The sequence below is a fragment of the Aquabacterium soli genome (genome assembly GCF_003933735.1).
GTDB classification, from domain to species: Bacteria; Pseudomonadota; Gammaproteobacteria; order Burkholderiales; family Burkholderiaceae_C; genus Aquabacterium; species Aquabacterium soli.
Genome location: NZ_RSED01000001.1, coordinates 457967 through 473960, shown reverse-complemented (window position 1 = coordinate 473960; position 15994 = coordinate 457967). Strand labels below are relative to the sequence as shown.

Here is a 15994-nt window from a genome sequence, read left to right as displayed (position 1 = left end):
CAAGACAAGTCCCAAGACAAGAACAGCACCGAACAACAATGAGCAGCACCACCATGCAGACCGTCGGACACCTCATCAACGGCCAGACTGTTTCTGACACAGCACGCACACAAGAGGTTTACGACCCCGCCCAAGGCCGCGTCACCAAGCGCGTGGCCCTGGCCTCCAAGACCACGGTCGAGCAGGCCATCAACAGCGCCCATGCAGCCTTCCCCGCCTGGCGCGACACCCCCCCGGCCAAGCGCGCCCGCGTGATGTACCGCTTCAAGCAACTGCTCGAAGAACGATCCGACCAGATCTGCGCGCTCATCACTTCCGAGCACGGCAAGGTGCTGAGCGACGCGCTGGGTGAGTTGCAGCGGGGCATCGAGAACGTGGAGTTCGCGTGTGGCGCGCCCGAGTTGCTCAAGGGCGAGCACACCAAGAACGTCGGCCCGGCCATCGACTCATGGAGCGAGTTCCAGCCGCTCGGCGTGGTCGCCGGCATCACGCCCTTCAACTTCCCGGCCATGGTGCCGCTGTGGATGTGGCCGCTGGCCGTCGTCTGCGGCAACACCTTTGTGCTCAAGCCGTCGGAGAAGACGCCCTCCTCCACCCTGCTGCTGGCGCAACTGGCGCTGGAAGCCGGCCTGCCGCCGGGCGTGCTCAACGTGGTCAATGGCGACAAGGAGGCCGTGGACACGCTGCTCGACAGCCCGATCGTGCAGGCCGTGAGCTTCGTCGGCTCCACCCCCATCGCCGAATCCATCTACACCCGCGGCTGTGCCAGCGGCAAGCGCGTGCAGGCCCTGGGCGGTGCCAAGAACCATGCAGTGGTCATGCCCGACGCGGATCTGGACAACGCCGTGTCGGCGCTGATGGGCGCGGCTTATGGATCCTGCGGCGAACGCTGCATGGCCATCCCCGTGGTGGTCGCCGTGGGTGACGCGATCGGTGATGCGCTGGCCGACCGCCTGGCCACCGCCCTCAGCCAGATGAAGGTGGGCCCCGGCACCGTGGAAGGCAACGACATGGGCCCGCTGGTCACGCGCGCCCACTTCGACAAGGTGCGTGGCTATGTGGACGCCGGAGTGCACGAAGGCGCACAGCTGGTGGTCGATGGCCGGCAGGTACAGGTCAAGGACGCGGGCGACGGCTACTTCCTGGGCGGCTGCCTTTTCGACCGTGTCAAGCCCGAGATGAGCATCTACCGCGACGAGATCTTCGGCCCGGTACTCAGCCTCGTGCGCGTGCCCTCGCTCGACGAGGCCATGGCCCTGATCGATGCGCACGAGTATGGCAACGGCACCTGCATCTTCACGCGCGACGGCGAGGCCGCACGCTACTTCACCGACCGCATCAAGGTCGGCATGGTGGGTGTGAACGTGCCGCTGCCCGTGCCCGTGGCCTTCCACAGCTTCGGCGGCTGGAAACGCTCGCTGTTCGGTGACCTGAGCGCCTACGGCCCGGATGGCGTGCGCTTCTACACGCGCCGCAAGACCATCACGCAGCGCTGGCCTTCGTCCGGCGTGCGTGAGAAGGCGGTGTTCAACTTCCCGAGCAGCCAGTGAGCTGAAAACGCCCTGGTGCCACGCATGCAGGCCGCCCCATGAAGATCATTGTTCTGGGCAGCGGCGTCATCGGCACCACCACGGCCTACTACCTGGCGCGGGCCGGCCACGAGGTCAGCGTGGTCGACCGGCAGCCCGGCCCCGCGCAAGAAACCAGCTTCGCCAATGCCGGGCAGATATCTCCGGGCTATGCCTCGCCCTGGGCCGCACCCGGCGTGCCGCTCAAGGCCCTGAAGTGGATGCTGCAGGCCCACGCGCCCCTGGCCATCGGCCTGGATGGCAGCCTGGCGCAATGGCGCTGGATGTGGCAGCTGCTGCGCCAGTGCACGCCCGAGCACTACGCCATCAACAAGGCGCGCATGGTGCGCCTGGCCGAATACAGCCGCGATTGCCTGCGCACCTTGCGGGAGGACACGGGCATCGCGTATGAAGGCCGCCAGCAAGGCACGCTGCAGGTCTTTCGCACACCGGAGCAACTGGCCAACACCGCCAAGGACGTCGCCGTGCTGAAAAGCGCCGGCGTGCCTCACGAGCTGCTGGACAACGCTTTGGCCTTGCGCCGTGTCGAGCCCGCCCTGAACACCGACATCCTGGTCGGTGGCCTGCGCCTGCCAGGCGATGAAACAGGCGATTGTCAGCTCTTCACCACGCGCCTGGCCGATCTGTCACGCGCACTGGGCGTGAACTTTCACTTCGGCGCGACCATCCATGCCCTCGAAGCGGATCACCAGCAGATCACTGGCGTCCGCATGGACGGGCAGACCTGGCGCGCCGATGCCTATGTGCTCGCGCTGGGAGCCTTCTCCACGGGCCTGCTGCAATCCCTGGTGGACATCCCCGTCTACCCTGTCAAGGGCTACTCGCTCACCGTGCCCATCGTGGACCCGGCGCGCGCGCCTCAGTCAACGGTGCTCGACGAGAGCCACAAGGTCGCGATCACACGACTTGATCAACGCATCCGCGTGGGAGGGATGGCCGAACTGCGTGGCTTCGACCTGAGCCTTCGTGCCCATCGCCGCATGACACTGGAGATGTGCCTCGACGGCCTTTTCCCGGACGCAGGCCATCTTCCCAAGGCCTCCTTCTGGGCCGGCCTGCGCCCCATGACCCCCGATGGCACGCCCATCGTAGGCGCCACCCCGCTGCGCAACCTGTACCTGAACACCGGGCACGGCACGCTGGGATGGACCATGGCCTGCGGTTCGGGCCGCTTGCTGGCCGATCTGATGTCCGGCCGCGTGCCGGAGATCCAGGCTGACGACCTAGGTCTGGCCCGCTACGACAGGCGAGTGAACCCAAGCCCTGTTCCGGTTCCTTGACTCGCATCCATGGGCCATGGAGTCTCACCCACGCAGCGCCTCGAAGGAGTACCATGGCCAATGAACCTCATCGCCATCGGCTTCGCCGGCTTCCTCGCACTGGTCGTTCTCGGCCTGCTGCTTTCCAAATTCACGGGCTTCAAACCGATATGGGTATCGGCGGAAGCCAAGCAGCGGGCGGCTGAATCGAAACGCAGGGATCAAATCCTCAAGGGCTGAGCCTGCAAAGGAGCCGACACTCATGGTGACCTTTTTTGGGTGCTGATCTCCTGCTTTGAGGATCCTTCGTGCTTGCATGGAGGTTGCTGCCCCAAGCCGAAGAACGGCTCCAACTGATCGTCGAGGCCATGGGGGTGTGGGGTGTGAAGCATGTCGGTCACCATGACCACAGCACCGATGGACGATGCCAGGAAGAACGTTCTGGTGGTGTAATTCGCCCATGAGCACCACCATCACCGTCGACATCCCCGGAGCGTCGCCCGACCAACACACCAAGGCCGCGGCCTGGTTGGTCGAATACTTCCAGAAGCTTGGCATCTCGCCCGAGGACGCGGCCACATCCAGCTTCAACAGAGAGCTCTTCAACGATGCGGGCGTGGAAGTGCCCTTCGAAGTGGCCGAGGCTGACGCCTGGGATGGAGCGGAAACAGCGGTATGCAAGGCCCTTGGATTGAAATCCTGCTCCATCACCCTGGATGAATGACTGATTGGTCATTCATGATCACGTCGGCGCAAGCAGAGCACCAGCCGGCGCCAACTTCATTGCATGTCCCCGGATCAAGGCAATCCGATCGGGCTGCGGCACTTCCTCACGCGGCGCAGCAGAGCACAGCTTTGCAGGGATGAAGGAAGCCCCTCGATCAAGGGAAACAAATCCACCCGAAATGTTGGAATAGATGCGGGCGGGCCCTTTAGCCGTATAAGGTCCAGACGGGGCCTACGCGGCCTCACTAAAAAGGGACCAGGCCATGTCGAACTCCGTCTTACACGCTATTCGGTACGCGGCCCTCGCCGCCAGCATGGCATTGTCAGCCGGCGCTTTCGCTGCGCCCGTCACCTACGAGTTCACCACCGTGGATGGCCACTACGGAAGCTTCAGCTACAACGATGCGCAGCCCACACCGCAGCCCTCTAGCACGCAGGTTGTGCGCTACGACTTGTTGTCGTTCTCGTTAGATGGCGTCTCACTGGCCAACCCGATCCTGCAATTGTCGAACAACAGCTTCTGGGAGTTGGCCGACTTCGTCCAGATCAATGCGCTGGGTTCTGGCGTTGAGCTCTACTTCCGCGCCGACCTGAGCCTGTTCAGCAGCTATGCCCTGGCAGAGTTCAACGGCCGGACCTTGTCTGACTTCATCGGCACGCGTTTCAGCACGAGCTCATCGTCCAGTTCGCTGGCGACTCTGACTCAGGTTGCCAGCATCCCGGAGCCAGGCACGAGCGCGTTGATGGTGCTGGGCTTGGTTGCCGTGTTGGCTGCGCGTCGAGCGAGGTCATCTGACAAAGCGTCAACCAAGATCTGAGCCGGCTCCCTCGTACAAGGCACAGCAAGAGGCATCCAACATCCTCGCGGCGATCAAGGCCGGCATCTTCACGACGACCACTGATGAAGCGCTACTGGCCGCAGAGGCTCGGCAAGCCGAGGCCAAGGCCGAACTGGAGGCCATAGAGCAGGTTGAACCGTCGCAAATCCTGCCAAGGGCGAAAGACATCTACCAGCAACTGGTCAACAGCTTGGAGCAGATCGACAACGTGGCTGAAGCCCGTGAGGCCTTGCGCGCCCTGCTGGGTGAGGTGCGCATCGCGTGCGTGAAGGTGAAACTTACGCAGAAAGCACAAACGCCGGACTGGCCGGCGTTTGTTCACTAAAAGTGGTTGCGGGGGCAGGATTTGAACCTACGACCTTTGGGTTATGAGCCCAACGAGCTACCAGACTGCTCCACCCCGCGGCAGAGAAGTAAACTATAGCATGCTTTTGCTGATTTGCACAAGGTTGCGCAGAAAACTTATCTGAAAGCGCCAATAAAAAAAACCGGCATCACTGCCGGCTTCTTCAATGGACGACGGCTTGCACCACCGTTCAAAGTGTCTGCTTATTCAGCAGCAGCTTCAGGGGCCTCAGCCTCTTCCGTGCGCTCAACCAGCTCCATGTAGGCCATCGGAGCGTTGTCGCCCACGCGGAAGCCCATCTTCAGGATGCGGGTGTAGCCACCAGGGCGCTTGGCGAAACGAGGGCCCAGCACGTCGAACAGCTTGACCACGTTGTCGCGGTTGCGCAGGCGGTCGAACGCCAGACGGCGATTGGCCACTGTCGGCTCCTTGGCCAGGGTGATCAAAGGCTCGACAACGCGGCGCAGTTCCTTGGCCTTGGGGACCGTGGTCTTGATGGCTTCGTGCTCGATGAGCGAGTTGGCCATGTTGCGCAGCATCGCCAGGCGATGCGACGAGGTGCGGTTGAGTTTACGGAGTCCGTTTCCGTGACGCATGGTGCTTTCCTTTCCTTATAAAACCGACGGCCGTTTCAAGGTACCGCCGGGTGCACCGGATGGCTCTGTGAGCCACCCACTTTCAAAATATCAACGCTTGTCCAGACCTTGAGGCGGCCAGGCTTCCAGGCGCGAGCCCAGGGCCAGACCACGCGACGCCAGCACTTCCTTGATTTCGTTGAGCGACTTGCGACCCAGGTTCGGGGTCTTGAGCAGCTCGGTCTCGGTGCGCTGGATCAGGTCGCCGATGTAGTAAATGTTCTCGGCCTTCAGGCAGTTGGCCGAACGCACGGTCAGTTCCAGCTCGTCCACAGGACGCAGCAGGATCGGATCGAAGTTCTGCGCAGCCTTGGCAGGCGCATCGATGAAGCCGCCCAGCTCGCTGCCTTCCAGCTGTGCGAACACGGCCAGTTGCTCCACCAGGATCTTGGCCGACGCACGGATCGCTTCCTCGGGCGAGATGGCGCCGTTGGTTTCGATTTCCATGACCAGCTTGTCCAGGTCGGTACGCTGCTCCACACGGGCGCTTTCGACCGTGTAGCTCACGCGCTTGACGGGAGAGAAAGACGCGTCCAGCACGATGCGGCCGATGGCCTTGGTCTCTTCGCCGTAGCGGCGCAGGGTACCGGGCACATAGCCACGGCCCTTCTCGACCTTGATCTGCATGTCCAGCTTGCCGCCTTGCGACAGGTGGCAGATGACATGGTTGGGGTTCACGATCTCGACGTCGTGGGGGGTCTGGATGTCGGCGGCCGTGACCGGGCCTTCGCCATCCTTGCGCAGCACCAGGGTGACTTCGTCACGGTTGTGCAGACGGAACACCACGCCCTTGAGGTTCAGCATGATGTGCACGACGTCTTCCTGCACGCCGTCCAGCGTGGAGTATTCGTGCAGCACACCGGCGATGGTGACTTCCGTCGGCGCAAAACCCACCATCGACGACAGCAGCACGCGCCGCAGCGCGTTGCCGAGCGTGTGGCCATAGCCGCGCTCGAAAGGCTCGAGTGTGACTTTGGCGCGGTGGCCGCCCAGCGGCTCCACCTGGATGGCTTTGGGTTTCAGCAACGTGGTTTGCATGAGGCCTTCCTGTCAATACCCTCGGCTCGTTACACCGATAAGGCTGATGGACGAGCCGGTCTTGCGACCGGCGACTTTTGAAAAAATGACCACAGGGCCACCGGGCAGGGCCAAGGTGGCCCATGCCCGAAGGCCCTGAAAAATCAACGCGAGTACAGTTCGACGATCAGCGATTCGTTGATGTCGGCACCGAACTCATCACGGTCGGGGGCCTTCTTGAAGACGCCTTCCAGCTTGGTGGCGTCGACCTGAACCCAGCCCGGCAGACCGATGGAATCGGCCAGCTTCACGGCTTCCAGCACGCGGGTCTGCTTCTTGGCCTTGTCGCGCACGCCGACGATGTCGCCGGACTTGACGCTGTACGAAGGGATGTTCACGACCTGGCCGTTCACCGTCACGCCCTTGTGGCCCACCAGTTGGCGAGCTTCAGCGCGCGTAGAGCCGAAGCCCATGCGGTAGACGACGTTGTCCAGACGCGATTCCAGCAGCGACAGCAGGTTCGAGCCGGTGTTGCCCTTGCGACGCTCGGCTTCGGCGAAGTAGCGGCGGAATTGCTTTTCCAGCACGCCATACATGCGCTTGACCTTCTGCTTTTCACGCAGTTGCAGGCCGAAGTCGGAAGTGCGCGAACCAGAGGTACGGCCATGCTGACCAGGCTTGGAATCGAACTTGGCCTTGTCGCTGATGGGACGACGGGCGCTCTTCAGGAACAGGTCGGTGCCTTCGCGGCGGGCCAGTTTGGCCTTGGGTCCGAGATAACGTGCCACTTGAGTATCCTCTCAAATCAATCTGACGTCAGCGGCGGCATGGGCCGTCCGACGCGAGTTCGGCGGATGTTGTTGTGCGCTCGAACGGTGGTCTTGAAATGGCGTCAGCCGCTTCAAAAGCGGCAGGCGCGCGAAAAACCTGTGATTATAGCCACAGGCAACCCTTGTCGGATGGATACCAGACAGATCCGAATGGATTTGTCAATGACCACCGTGCTCGCGGGTCTTGCGAGTGGTGCGGCTCCTGCAGCGCAAGAACACATCACCAAAAGGCAACGCCTCGCCGACGGACAAGCCGCAGGCGAGGCGCGCAGAGCCGTATCAGATGCGGCGACGCTTCTGAGGGCGGCAACCGTTGTGCGGCACCGGGGTCACGTCCGAGATCGAGTTGATCCGGATGCCCAGCGACGCCAGGGCGCGAACCGACGACTCACGACCAGGACCGGGGCCCTTGATCTCGACGTCCAGGTTCTTGATGCCTTGCTCTTGGGCGGCGCGGCCAGCCACTTCAGCGGCCACCTGGGCTGCGAAAGGTGTGGACTTGCGCGAGCCCTTGAAGCCCTGACCACCACTCGAGGCCCACGACAGGGCATTGCCCTGGCGGTCCGTGATGGTGATGATGGTGTTGTTGAACGAGGCGTGCACGTGAGCGATGCCGTCCGCAATGTTCTTGCGGATCTTCTTGCTCACGCGGCGGGCCGCGCTGTTGGCAGGTGCTTTAGCCATAAAAACCTTCTCTCTCGACGCGCCCCGGCCGAGACCGGGGACAGTATCTCATTGAATGGCGAAGATCACTTCTTGCCGGCGATTGCCTTGCGCGGACCCTTGCGAGTACGGGCATTCGTGCGGGTGCGCTGGCCACGGCAAGGCAGACCACGGCGGTGACGGAAACCGCGGTAGCAGCCGATGTCCATGAGGCGCTTGATGTTCATGGACAGCTCGCGACGCAGGTCACCTTCGATGGTGAGCTTGCCCACTTCGTCCCGGATCTTTTCCAGGTCGCCGTCGGTCAATTCCTTGATCTTCTTGTTGAAGGGAATACCGGCGTTCGAGCAGATCTTCTGCGCGGTGGTGCGGCCAATGCCGTAGATGTGCGTCAAGCCAATTTCAGTGTGCTTGTGCGGCGGGATGTTGATGCCAGCAATACGTGCCATAGCTGTCCTCTGATACCGTGATAGTTCGCCTGCCGGGGATCAACCCTGGCGCTGCTTGTGACGTGGGTCGGTGCAGATCACGCGAACCACGCCCTTGCGGCGGATGACTTTGCAATTGCGGCACATTTTCTTGACAGATGCCGAGACTTTCATGGTTTTCTCCTGGTCCACTGATTGCTCAGCGGGGATTCACGCTTCGTAAACCGGGTCTATGAATTCGCTCACTTCGCCCGGAATACGAACGCGAGCACGGGTCAATTTTCAACCGTAGGGTGTGCGGCGGATTTGGTGCATCCCGCCGTGTGCCTTGCACACACCCGCCGGGGTCAACTGGTTTTGAAATTCGCTTTCTTCAGCAGCGATTCGTACTGCTGGGACATCACATAAGACTGCACCTGGGCCCAGAAGTCCATCGTGACGACCACGATGATCAGCAGGGACGTTCCACCGAAGTAGAAAGGCACGTTGTACTTGAGCACCAGGAACTCGGGCAGCAGACACACCAGGGTGATGTATGCCGCGCCAGCCAGTGTCAAACGCGCCAGGATCTTGTCGATGTACTTGGCCGTGTTGTCACCAGGGCGGATGCCCGGGATGAACGCGCCGCTCTTCTTCAGGTTGTCTGCCGTCTCACGGCTGTTGAACACCAGCGCCGTGTAGAAGAAGCAGAAGAACACGATGGCCGCGGTGTACAGGATCACGTAGATCGGCTGACCAGGCGACAACATGCCGGCCAGGTCCTTCAACCAACGCATGCTGTCGCTGGTGGCGAACCACCCCACCGCCGTTGCGGGCAACAGGATGATCGACGAGGCGAAGATCGGAGGAATCACGCCGGCCATGTTGACCTTCAAGGGCAGGTGCGACGACTGGCCGCCATAGACCTTGTTGCCGACCTGACGCTTGGCGTAGTTCACCAGGATCTTGCGCTGGCCACGCTCAACGTACACCACACCGAAGGTAACCAGGATCACGATGCCGATGATGAACACGGCTGCCGGGATGCTCATGGCACCGGTGCGGATCAGCTCGAACAGACCGCCGATGGCGCTGGGCAGGCCCGCGGCGATACCGGCGAAGATCAGGATCGAGATGCCGTTGCCCAGACCACGCTCGGTGATCTGTTCACCCAGCCACATCAGGAACATCGTGCCCGCCGTCAGGCTCACCACCACGGTGAACATGAAAGGCAAACCCGGGTTCAAGGCATAGGCAGCCACACCTTGCGCTGCGAAGAACGATTGCACGATGGCAATCCCGACCGTCAGGTAACGCGTGTACTGGGTAATCTTGCGACGACCCGCCTCGCCTTCCTTCTTGAGGGCTTCGAGCGTGGGGATCACGTAGCCCATCATCTGCATGATGATGGACGCCGAGATGTACGGCATGATCCCCAGTGCGAACACCGTGAACTTGGACAGCGCGCCGCCCGAGAACATGTTGAACAGGTTCAGGATGCCACCTTGCTGCCCCTTGAAGAACTGGAGCAGCTGCGCATTGTCGATACCAGGCACGGGGATGTGTGCCCCGATGCGGTAGACGACGAGCGCCAGCAGCAGGAACGTCAGCCGACGACGCAGGTCGCCGAACTTGCCGCTCTGAGCCAGTTGGGTAGGAGAGGTTGCCATGAGTCCTGTTCAGTCTCGTGTGATGTCGATGCCCGGGGCTTATTCGCCCAGCGAACCGCCAGCGGCTTCGATCGCGGCCTTGGCGCCTGCGGTCGCACCGATCCCCTTGAGGGAGATCTTCTTGCTCAGTTCACCCGACTTGATCACCTTGACCACCTTGGCGATCTGGGGGATCAGGCCGATCTGCTTGAGCACCAGCACGTCCACATCGGTGACGTCCAGGGCCTGCAGTTCACCCAGGGTGATCTCGGCGTTGTACTTCAGCAGGTGCGACTTGAAACCGCGCTTGGGCAGGCGGCGTTGCAGAGGCATTTGACCGCCTTCGAAGCCCACCTTGTGGTAGCCACCCGAACGCGACTTCTGACCCTTGTGACCGCGACCAGCGGTCTTGCCCAGGCCCGAGCCGATGCCGCGGCCGACGCGGCGCTTGGCGTGCTTGGAACCCTTGGCGGGCTTGATGGTATTGAGTTGCATGGTATTTCCCAACGCTGCGGCGCTTTACAGCACCACAACCATGTAGCGGATCTTGTTGATCATGCCGCGCACAGAAGGCGTGTCTTCCAGGGTGCTGGTGCCGTTCAGGCGACGCAGGCCCAGGCCACGCACGGTGGCGCGGTGATCGGATTTGGTACCGATCGGGCTGCGGACCAGCTTGACGGTCAGGGTTTTCTTTTCGCTCATGTCAGCTCTCCTGCGATCAGTTGAAGATCTCTTCAACCGACTTGCCGCGCTTGGCCGCGACTTCCGACGGGGTGGTCGAACGGCTCAGGGCGTCGAACGTGGCGCGAACCAGGTTGTAGGGGTTGGTCGAACCGAAGCTCTTGGCCACGATGTCGGTCACCCCCATGACTTCGAACACAGCGCGCATCGGGCCGCCGGCGATGATGCCGGTACCAGCCGGCGCGGGCGCCAGCATGACCTTGGATGCGCCGTGCTCGCCGATCACGTTGTGATGGACGGAGCCGTTCTTCAGCGAGACCTTCAGCATGTTGCGACGGGCCTGGTCCATGGCCTTGGACACGGCCAGCGGCACTTCACGCGCCTTGCCCTTGCCCATGCCGATGCGACCGTCGCCATCACCGACCACGGTGAGGGCTGCGAAGCCCATGATCCGACCGCCCTTGACCACTTTGGTCACGCGGTTCACTTGGATCATTTTCTCGCGCAAACCGTCGTCGCGACCTTCGTCAGCCACTTTGGGTTGAAACTTAGCCATTTGTATTCCTTACGATGCCGGGCGCTTAGAACTGCAGGCCGGCTTCACGCGCGGCTTCAGCCAGGGCCTTGATGCGACCGTGGTAGGCAGAGCCCGAACGGTCGAACGCAACCTTCTCGACGCCAGCAGCCTTCGCCTTTTCGGCGATGCGCTTGCCGATCACGGTGGCGGCGCTCACGTTGCCACCCTTGCCAGCAGCACCCAGCTGCTCGCGGACTTCCTTCTCGGCGGTCGAGGCGGAAGCCAGCACCTTGGAGCCGTCGCCGGTGACGACGGTGGCGTAGATGTGCAGGTTGGTACGGATGACCGTCAGGCGCACGGCGCCTTGCAGGGCGATGCGAGCGCGCGTTTGACGCGAGCGGCGCAGGCGCTGTTCCTTCTTGTTGATAGACATGAATCAGCTCCTTACTTCTTCTTGGTCTCTTTCAAGACCACGCGCTCGTCGGCATAGCGGATGCCCTTGCCCTTGTAGGGCTCGGGCGGACGGAAGGCGCGCACTTCGGCGGCGATCTGCCCGACCACTTGACGGTCCACACCCTTGATCAGGATCTCGGTCTGAGACGGGGTCTCGACCTTGATGCCTGCGGGCATATCCTTGACCACGGGGTGAGAGAACCCGATTTGGAGGTTCAGCTTCTGGCCGGCAGCCTGGGCACGGAAGCCCACGCCCACCAGGGTCAGCTTCTTCTCGAAACCCTTGCTCACGCCGTTGACCATGTTGTTGACCAGGGCGCGAACGGTACCGGACATCGCATTGGCGGCGGCCGTGTCGTTGGCGGGGGTGACCTTGAGCACGCCAGCGTCGTTGGCCACGCGGGCCAGCTCGGACTGGGGACGGCTCAGGGAGCCCAGGGCGCCCTTGACGGTGATTTGATCTGCAGTGATCTGAACGTCCACACCTTGGGGGACGGCGATCGGCATTTTTCCTACGCGGGACATGTCGATGGCTCCTCGATCAGGCGACGTAGCAGAGCACTTCGCCACCGATACCGGCAGCGCGAGCCTTGCGGTCGGTCATCACACCCTTGGGGGTGGTGACGATGGCCACACCCAGGCCGTTTTGGACCTGAGGGATGCTGTGACGGCCTTTGTACACACGCAGACCAGGCTTGGACACGCGCTCGATTTTCTCGATCACGGGACGACCTGCGTAGTACTTCAGGGCAATTTCCAGCGTGGGCTTGGCGCCCTCACCGGTGACGGCGTAACCGTCGATGTAGCCTTCGTCCTTCAGGACCTGGGCAATCGCGACTTTCAGCTTTGACGACGGCAGTGCAACGCTGGCCTTTTCAACCATTTGTGCGTTGCGAATGCGGGTCAGCATGTCGGCGATGGGATCACTCATGCTCATGGGATAACTCCTGTTCGTTCCCTGCCGACTTACCAGCTTGCCTTGGTGACACCGGGGATGTCACCGGCAAATGCCAGTTCGCGGATCTTGCTACGGCCCAGGCCGAACTGACGGAAGGTGCCACGTGGGCGCCCGGTCAGGTGGCAACGGTTGCGCAGACGGGTGGGGTTGGCGTTGCGAGGAAGCTTTTGCAGCTCCAGGCGTGCGGCGTAGCGCTCGTCGTCGGACTTGTTGGCGTCATCGATGACGGCCTTGAGTTCGGCGTACTTCTTGGCGTACTTGGCCACCAGCTTTTCGCGCTTTTCTTCGCGTTGCTTCAGAGAGACTTTAGCCACGTTCCACCTCAGTTCTTGAACGGGAATTTGAAAGCCGCCAGCAGAGCCTTGGCTTCGTCGTCGGTCTTGGCGGATGTCGTGATGCTGATGTTCAGACCACGGATCGCGTCGATCTTGTCGTACTCGATTTCCGGGAAGATGATCTGTTCCTTGACACCGACGTTGTAGTTGCCGCGGCCATCGAACGAGCGACCCGAGATACCACGGAAGTCACGAACGCGGGGCAGCGAGATGGTGACGAAGCGGTCCAGGAATTCGTACATGCGCACACCACGCAGGGTGACCATGCAGCCGATGGGCATTTGTTCGCGGATCTTGAAGCCGGCGATGGGCTTCTTCGACTTGGTGACCACGGGCTTCTGGCCGGCGATCTTGGTCAGGTCGCCAACGGCGTGTTCCATGACCTTCTTGTCGGAGACTGCCTCGGAGACACCCATGTTCAGGGTGATCTTGGTCAGGCGGGGCACTTCCATCACCGACTTGTAGCCAAACTTGGCCACCAGATCGGGCACCACTTTTTCGCGGTAGAAGTCTTGCAGACGGGCGGTTTGTTGCGTCATGGCCTTGCCTCTCAAGCCTTGATTTCTTCGCCGCTGGACTTGTAGACGCGCACTTTCTTGCCGTCATCCAGGAGCTTGATACCCACGCGATCCGCCTTGCCCGAAGCGGCGTTGAAGATCGCCACGTTGGATTGGTGGATCGGCATGGTCTTGTCGACGATGCCGCCGGTCGTACCCTTCATGGGGTTGGGGCGCACGTGCTTCTTGGCAACGTTCACACCTTCGACCAGCAGTTGATCATCATTCACGCGGGCCGAAATGGTGCCGCGCTTGCCTTTGTCGCGGCCGGTCAACACGATGACCTGGTCGCCTTTGCGGAGTTTGTTCATGGGAGCTGTCCTTTGCTATGCCACCAGTAAGCCAGGGCTTACAGAACCTCAGGGGCCAGCGACACGATCTTCATGAAGCGCTCGGTACGCAGTTCACGCGTGACCGGGCCGAAGATGCGGGTGCCGATGGGCTCCAGCTTGGCGTTGAGCAGCACGGCGGCGTTGCCGTCAAACTTGATGAGCGAACCGTCTTGGCGACGAACGCCCTTGGCGGTACGAACCACCACGGCGCTGTAGACCTCGCCCTTCTTGACGCGACCACGAGGCGCAGCTTCTTTGATGCTGACCTTGATGATGTCGCCAATACCGGCGTAACGACGCTTGGAGCCACCGAGCACCTTGATGCACATGACGCTCTTGGCACCCGTGTTGTCAGCGACATCGAGTCGCGATTGCATTTGGATCATTTTTTACCCCAACTTGCACCTATCGGCTGCGCAACATCTGCGCAACAACGACTGGACAGTCTTGGGCCCGTGGATCGGGCGGATCTGACTAACGGCTGTTTGCCTGGAATCACCCACCACAGCAGCCCGACAACCTCAAATCCCTGTGCGTGGAACTCGAAGCCGCCTTGGCTGAGGGTCTTAGGCTGGCAAACAGCCTTTACTCAGCGAAGCCTTGCATTATGCACGAGTTTTGGTGCACGGGTCAAGGCTGTTGCAAAAAGAGTTGATCAGGCGGTGCCGCCGACGGTCAGGCCGTCGATGCGCAGCGTGGGCTGCCCCACGCCGACCGGCACGCTCTGGCCTTCTTTGCCGCAGGTGCCGACGCCGCTGTCGAGCTGCAGGTCGTTGCCGATCATGCTGACCCGCGTGAGGGCGTCCGGGCCATTGCCGATCAGGGTGGCGCCCTTGACCGGGTACTGGATCTTGCCTTTTTCGACCCAGTAGGCCTCGCTGGCCGAGAACACGAACTTGCCGCTGGTGATGTCGACCTGGCCGCCGCCGAAGTTGACGGCGTACAGGCCGCGGTCGATGGAGGCGACGATTTCGGCCGGGTCCTTGTCGCCGGCCAGCATGTAGGTGTTGGTCATGCGCGGCATGGGCAGGTGGGCGTAGCTTTCGCGGCGGCCGTTGCCGGTGGGCGCCATCTTCATCAGGCGGGCGTTGGTGGCGTCCTGGATGTAGCCACGCAGGATGCCGTCTTCGATCAGCACGGTACGCTGGGTGGCTTGGCCTTCATCGTCGATGTTGAGCGAGCCGCGACGGTCGGCGATGGTGCCATCGTCGAGCACGGTGACGCCCTTGGCGGCCACACGCTGGCCCAGGCGGCCGGAGAACACGCTGGAGCCCTTGCGGTTGAAATCGCCCTCCAGGCCGTGGCCGACCGCTTCGTGCAGCAGGATGCCGGGCCAGCCGCTGCCGAGCACCACGGTCATCTCGCCTGCCGGCGCGGGGCGGGCCTCGAGGTTGACCAGGGCGGCATGCACAGCCTGGTCGACGTACTGCTGCAGCAGGTCGTCGGTGAAGTAGGCCAGGCCGTAGCGGCCCCCACCGCCGGACGAGCCCACCTCACGGCGGCCATCCTGTTCGGCGATGACGGTGAGCGACAGGCGCACCAGCGGGCGCACGTCGGCGGCCAGGGTGCCGTCGGCACGGGCCACCAGCACCACGTCGTACTCCATGCCCAGGCCGGCCATGACCTGCACGACGCGCGGGTCCTTGGCGCGGGCCATGCCTTCGGCCCTTTCGAGCAGGGCCACCTTGGCGGCACTGTCGAGGGTGGCGATGGGATCAAGTTCGGGGTAGAGGCTGCGGCTGGGCGCCACACGATGCTCACCGACCTTGACCTTGCGGCTCTGGCCGCTGGAGGCGATGGTGCGCACGGTGCGGGCTGCGTCGAGCAGCGCGGCTTCGGAGATGTCGTCCGAGTAGGCGAAAGCGGTCTTCTCGCCGGCGATGGCGCGCACGCCAACCCCCTGGTCGATGCTGAAGCTGCCGGACTTGACGATGCCTTCTTCAAGGCTCCAGCCTTCGCTGCGGGTGAACTGGAAGTACAGGTCCGCGTCGTCGACGCGGTGCTCAGTGATGACCTTCAGGGCCTTGAGCAGGGTGGATTCGTCCAGGCCGTAGGGTGTGAGCAGCAGCTCACGGGCGGTCTGGAGGCGGGCGATGGTGGCGTCGACGGCGATCATTCAAGCATTCTAGGAAAAAGGCCGCGTCTGTGCGCGGCCTTTGTCGGTGTGGGGCGGTTTTCTCTGGAGGGAACCGCCGGGGGTG

At 62.4% G+C, this 15994-nt stretch carries 24 protein-coding genes and 1 tRNA gene; 6 read left to right on the top strand and 19 right to left on the bottom strand.

Going from position 1 to position 15994, the window contains the following annotated elements; translation table 11 throughout:
- Nucleotides 1-38 precede the first annotated feature (38 nt).
- The 6 genes from EIP75_RS02025 (at nt 39) to EIP75_RS02005 (ending at nt 4738) form a co-directional block, all read left to right on the top strand.
- Entirely contained in the window at nt 39-1550 is a 1512-nt protein-coding gene (locus EIP75_RS02025) for a CoA-acylating methylmalonate-semialdehyde dehydrogenase (protein WP_274379795.1), read from the top strand.
- Between the two features lie 38 nt (nt 1551-1588).
- Nucleotides 1589-2869, top strand: coding sequence for a D-amino acid dehydrogenase (locus EIP75_RS02020; RefSeq protein ID WP_125241526.1), 1281 nt, complete (start codon nt 1589-1591; stop codon nt 2867-2869).
- Between the two features lie 60 nt (nt 2870-2929).
- Nucleotides 2930-3088 carry a hypothetical protein gene (locus EIP75_RS24015; protein WP_158622715.1) on the top strand — a complete coding sequence of 53 codons (159 nt, stop codon included), beginning with the start codon at nt 2930-2932 and terminating at the stop codon, nt 3086-3088.
- Between the two features lie 220 nt (nt 3089-3308).
- Nucleotides 3309-3572, top strand: coding sequence for a hypothetical protein (locus EIP75_RS02015; protein ID WP_125241525.1), 264 nt, complete (start codon nt 3309-3311; stop codon nt 3570-3572).
- 265 nt (nt 3573-3837) lie between these two features.
- Nucleotides 3838-4392, top strand: coding sequence for a PEP-CTERM sorting domain-containing protein (locus EIP75_RS02010; protein ID WP_125241524.1), 555 nt, complete (start codon nt 3838-3840; stop codon nt 4390-4392).
- Nucleotides 4334-4738: a hypothetical protein gene (locus tag EIP75_RS02005; RefSeq protein ID WP_125241523.1), complete on the top strand. Its 405-nt coding sequence runs from the start codon at nt 4334-4336 to the stop codon at nt 4736-4738. Before EIP75_RS02010 ends, EIP75_RS02005 begins: the two co-directional genes overlap by 59 nt.
- 3 nt (nt 4739-4741) lie before the next feature.
- Here the strand turns inward: EIP75_RS02005 and EIP75_RS02000 are convergent.
- From EIP75_RS02000 to tldD, 19 genes are all read right to left on the bottom strand, one after another.
- Nucleotides 4742-4818, bottom strand: a tRNA-Met gene (locus tag EIP75_RS02000).
- 144 nt (nt 4819-4962) lie between these two features.
- Complete coding sequence (rplQ, locus tag EIP75_RS01995; RefSeq protein WP_125241522.1) at nt 4963-5355, bottom strand: 50S ribosomal protein L17; 393 nt, start codon at nt 5353-5355, stop codon at nt 4963-4965.
- 90 nt (nt 5356-5445) lie between these two features.
- On the bottom strand, nt 5446-6432 hold the full coding sequence (locus tag EIP75_RS01990) for a DNA-directed RNA polymerase subunit alpha (protein WP_125241521.1): 987 nt from the start codon (nt 6430-6432) through the stop codon (nt 5446-5448).
- 143 nt (nt 6433-6575) lie between these two features.
- A complete protein-coding gene (rpsD, locus tag EIP75_RS01985) occupies nt 6576-7199 on the bottom strand; it encodes a 30S ribosomal protein S4 (protein ID WP_125241520.1) in 624 nt (207 codons plus the stop codon).
- Nucleotides 7200-7520: 321 nt separating this feature from the next.
- On the bottom strand, nt 7521-7925 hold the full coding sequence (rpsK, locus tag EIP75_RS01980; protein ID WP_125241519.1) for a 30S ribosomal protein S11: 405 nt from the start codon (nt 7923-7925) through the stop codon (nt 7521-7523).
- A 65-nt stretch (nt 7926-7990) separates the two neighbouring features.
- Entirely contained in the window at nt 7991-8353 is a 363-nt protein-coding gene (gene rpsM, locus EIP75_RS01975; RefSeq protein WP_125241518.1) for a 30S ribosomal protein S13, read from the bottom strand.
- A 39-nt stretch (nt 8354-8392) separates the two neighbouring features.
- A complete protein-coding gene (gene rpmJ / locus EIP75_RS01970) occupies nt 8393-8506 on the bottom strand; it encodes a 50S ribosomal protein L36 (RefSeq protein WP_125241517.1) in 114 nt (37 codons plus the stop codon).
- A gap of 173 nt (nt 8507-8679) precedes the next feature.
- Nucleotides 8680-9981, bottom strand: coding sequence for a preprotein translocase subunit SecY (gene secY / locus EIP75_RS01965; RefSeq protein ID WP_125241516.1), 1302 nt, complete (start codon nt 9979-9981; stop codon nt 8680-8682).
- Nucleotides 9982-10020: 39 nt separating this feature from the next.
- Nucleotides 10021-10455, bottom strand: a complete 435-nt coding sequence (gene rplO, locus EIP75_RS01960) for a 50S ribosomal protein L15 (protein ID WP_125241515.1) — start codon at nt 10453-10455, stop codon at nt 10021-10023.
- 24 nt (nt 10456-10479) lie between these two features.
- Nucleotides 10480-10662 carry a 50S ribosomal protein L30 gene (gene rpmD, locus EIP75_RS01955; RefSeq protein ID WP_125241514.1) on the bottom strand — a complete coding sequence of 61 codons (183 nt, stop codon included), beginning with the start codon at nt 10660-10662 and terminating at the stop codon, nt 10480-10482.
- A 16-nt stretch (nt 10663-10678) separates the two neighbouring features.
- Nucleotides 10679-11197: a 30S ribosomal protein S5 gene (gene rpsE / locus EIP75_RS01950; protein ID WP_125241513.1), complete on the bottom strand. Its 519-nt coding sequence runs from the start codon at nt 11195-11197 to the stop codon at nt 10679-10681.
- A gap of 25 nt (nt 11198-11222) precedes the next feature.
- Nucleotides 11223-11591 (bottom strand): 50S ribosomal protein L18, encoded by a 369-nt coding sequence (gene rplR, locus EIP75_RS01945; protein WP_125241512.1) that lies wholly within the window; start codon nt 11589-11591, stop codon nt 11223-11225.
- Between the two features lie 11 nt (nt 11592-11602).
- A complete protein-coding gene (gene rplF / locus EIP75_RS01940) occupies nt 11603-12136 on the bottom strand; it encodes a 50S ribosomal protein L6 (RefSeq protein WP_125241511.1) in 534 nt (177 codons plus the stop codon).
- Nucleotides 12137-12152: 16 nt separating this feature from the next.
- Nucleotides 12153-12548 carry a 30S ribosomal protein S8 gene (gene rpsH, locus EIP75_RS01935; protein WP_125241510.1) on the bottom strand — a complete coding sequence of 132 codons (396 nt, stop codon included), beginning with the start codon at nt 12546-12548 and terminating at the stop codon, nt 12153-12155.
- A gap of 29 nt (nt 12549-12577) precedes the next feature.
- The gene (rpsN, locus tag EIP75_RS01930; protein ID WP_125241509.1) at nt 12578-12883 is read right to left on the bottom strand and encodes a 30S ribosomal protein S14; all 306 of its coding nucleotides are present in this window, start codon (nt 12881-12883) and stop codon (nt 12578-12580) included.
- An 8-nt stretch (nt 12884-12891) separates the two neighbouring features.
- Entirely contained in the window at nt 12892-13443 is a 552-nt protein-coding gene (gene rplE, locus EIP75_RS01925; RefSeq protein ID WP_125241508.1) for a 50S ribosomal protein L5, read from the bottom strand.
- An 11-nt stretch (nt 13444-13454) separates the two neighbouring features.
- Nucleotides 13455-13772: a 50S ribosomal protein L24 gene (gene rplX / locus EIP75_RS01920; RefSeq protein WP_125241507.1), complete on the bottom strand. Its 318-nt coding sequence runs from the start codon at nt 13770-13772 to the stop codon at nt 13455-13457.
- A 38-nt stretch (nt 13773-13810) separates the two neighbouring features.
- On the bottom strand, nt 13811-14179 hold the full coding sequence (gene rplN / locus EIP75_RS01915; protein ID WP_125241506.1) for a 50S ribosomal protein L14: 369 nt from the start codon (nt 14177-14179) through the stop codon (nt 13811-13813).
- A gap of 269 nt (nt 14180-14448) precedes the next feature.
- A complete protein-coding gene (gene tldD, locus EIP75_RS01910; protein WP_125241505.1) occupies nt 14449-15909 on the bottom strand; it encodes a metalloprotease TldD in 1461 nt (486 codons plus the stop codon).
- Nucleotides 15910-15994: the final 85 nt, after the last annotated feature.